Source organism: Psittacicella hinzii (assembly GCF_003585935.1).
GTDB classification, from domain to species: Bacteria; Pseudomonadota; Gammaproteobacteria; order Enterobacterales; family Psittacicellaceae; genus Psittacicella; species Psittacicella hinzii.
In genome coordinates, this window is the sequence record NZ_NRJG01000185.1 from 1 (window position 1) to 3,136 (window position 3,136).

At 33.2% G+C, this 3,136-nt stretch carries 2 protein-coding genes; both read left to right on the forward strand.

Features of this window, described 5'->3' with window-relative positions; translation table 11 throughout:
* Positions 1-2,003: replication restart helicase PriA (gene priA, locus CKF58_RS07935; RefSeq protein WP_119532685.1), on the forward strand; the 2,003-nt coding region annotated here is incomplete at its 5' end.
* 101 nt (positions 2,004-2,104) lie between these two features.
* A complete protein-coding gene (locus CKF58_RS07940; RefSeq protein ID WP_119532687.1) occupies positions 2,105-3,127 on the forward strand; it encodes a hypothetical protein in 1,023 nt (340 codons plus the stop codon).
* Positions 3,128-3,136: the final 9 nt, after the last annotated feature.

Genomic DNA, 3,136 nt, shown 5'->3' on the forward strand with positions numbered 1-3,136 from the left:
CTAATATCTCTAATGAGGTTAATGCTAAAACCAATGCTTACATTGTAAACACTCATAATAATGGCTTAAAGAAAGGATCGTTTGAACAAATTGTTCTTGATGGTCTTACCTATGCTAATTTTAATGAACTTTATAAAAGTTTACCAGTTATCAAGCAAAATAGTAAATCATTTGCTGAATTAAACGATATACAGTTAATTACATGTCATAGCTTTACTTTACATTGCCAAGTCTTTGCCATCCCAGAATATCAAGTACGCGATAATCTTTGGTATCAAGAAGTAGCCGAATTACCATTTGCCTTAAAGCAAGAGAAACTGATTAATACCAACAATAAACATCAATTAAATCCACAACAACAGCAAGCGTATAATCAAGTAGTTAATACACCTGGCTATAATGTATATTTACTTGATGGGGTTACAGGATCTGGTAAAACTGAAGTTTATTTACAACTCATTGAACATTATTTATTACAAGGTAAATCTTGTTTAGTATTAGTTCCTGAAATTGGTTTAACTCCACAAACAATTAGTCGCTTTCGAAACCGTTTTAATGTAAAAATGCACATTTTACATTCGAATGTTAATGACCAAACCAAAAATCAAATTATTCAAGACTGTCAAAATGGTGAAGTTGCTATTCTTATAGGTACTCGCTCGGCTGTCTTTACCCAAATGCAAAATCTCGGTTGCATTATTATTGATGAAGAACATGATTCATCATATAAGCAACAAAATGATTTACGCTATCATGCACGTGACATTGCGATTTTACGAGCAAGTAAATTAAACATCCCTGTAGTATTAGGTTCTGCTACTCCGAGCTTTACTAGTTTACGCAATTTAGAATTAGGTAAATTTAAGCATTTAGTATTAACACGTCGAGCTTCGGCTAAGCATGATAATAAATTTGTGTTGTTAGATATTCGACAACAAGAATTTATGGGAATCGACGACAAGAAAGTACTTTTAAATAAAGCCGGAATTACAGGGTCTCTTTGGGAATTAATGCAGCAAGAGCTACAAAAAGATAATCAAGTATTACTCTTTTTAAATCGTCGTGGCTTTGCTACGCAATTAACTTGTAGTAGTTGTGGTTATATTTTCTTATGTGGAGAGTGTGATCGACCTTTAACCTATCATCGCCGTCGTCATGAGTTAGCTTGTCACTATTGTGCAATTCACTACAGTAATATTCCTCATCAATGTCCTAATTGTGGTTCAGATTTTCTAACACCTTTAGGAGCTGGAACCGAACAAATTGAAACCTTATGTGCTCAAGCTTATCAAGCACAAAAAGTAATCCGTATCGATCGTGACACCTCAAAAACCGCACAGCAACTCGAAGAAAAATTAACTAGAGCTTTAAATACTCCAGGAGCCATTTTAATTGGTACACAAATGATTGCTAAAGGGCATCATTTTCCTAATGTAACACTTGTAGCTCTCTTAAATATAGATAGCTTAGTAATGTCTGAAGATTATCGTGCCCCTGAACGTTTAGCTCAATTATATGTACAAGTAGCCGGACGTGCTGGACGTGAATCAAAACAAGGTACAGTAGTATTGCAAACAGCTTTACCACATGAAAAAATTTATCATGATCTGCTTACGTTAAGTTATTTTAACTTTGCGCAAATCTATTTAAATATGCGCAAAAATTTAAATTTCCCACCTTATACCTATCAAGCATATTTAGCCGTACGTCATCAAGACGAACAAATAGCTAAATCGCAAGCTATGCTAATTATTGAAATTTTACAAGGATTGCTATTAGAGTATAAGCAACAATCCAAACGTAAATTACAATTTGGGATTAGTTTGCATGAATTGGGCAAACAAAATAACTTAACTAAATGTGTAGTCGACTTTATTATTGACAATCGCAGTTTACGTAATGAAATACTACAAAAAGTCAATGAAATCTACCAAAATACGGATCATTTTAAAAAACACCGCCCTATTTTCTATATAGACGTTGATCCTTACGATTTAAATTAGAGTTATTTGCTTAAAATCGCTCTGTTTATCTTATAATAAAAAGGATTTACTCGTTTATTTAGCAAGGTTTATTTAAAGCCCTTACCCCTAGGTTTGCAAAGATGAAATATCTGAGTTACAAAAAGCCCGAAACAACATTTACCCGCACTCTAAATAAGGTAAATGGTTTTTGGCATTCATTTTACGCTTTTGTAAATAAACCAATTTTCGAAATTCGTAATCGTAAAGTATTAATTAGAGATATTTTCTTTACTTCCGTGGTTGTTGGTTTAATGCTTTATAGTATTTACGGGATATTAAAAACCTCTAAAACTCCTGTAGTAAGACCGGTAGTTACACCTAAGGTTATTGAAGTTGCTCCAGTTCCTGATGAACAATGGAAATATATTAAGTACTTCGAAAATAGTACCACCTATGTTCAGCCAAATAAACAAGCAACAAATGTGCCACTAAAAACCGGTGAAGATACTCATGCCTCTAGTTCACAAGTGGCTATTATGCATGATCTTCGTAAGTCATTAAATCTTACTACACCAACCTTAACTACAGTTAATAATACTTTACCGACCGTTGAGCAACCGGTTGAACCTTTGGTCGATCCAACCAAAGACCCAAACCTACAACAAGCTCACGAACAAGCATTAAAACAAAATCAACAAGCTGATCAAAATGCCGCTCAAGCTGCTAATAACATTGTGAACAATAAAACCGCTACTCCTGAAATCGATAAATCAAAAGTAGAAAAATCACAAGCTGCTGCTCAAGCTAAAGCACAAAACGCTAATAGCAATGCACAAAAGAATTTTAATCAGTTATCTAACGAAGAAAAAGTATCACAAATAAAAGAACAAATACAACAAAGTAGTAAAAATGAAAACTCTGTTGCTAATCAAAGTAATACTGATACTTTTAAATATACGACTTGCGGTCCATTTTTAGAAAAAGAGCAAGCTAATTTATATTTAAGTAACATCAAGAAAAATACACGTAAAGGAATTAATACTTCTACAAGTATGTCTTTCGATGGTAACTTATACTGGTTACGTATAAATAGCGCTCTTAATGCTAATGATGTGAGTTGGTTACAAAGATATTACAATATCAAATGTACTGGACATAAATAAAAACCAAGA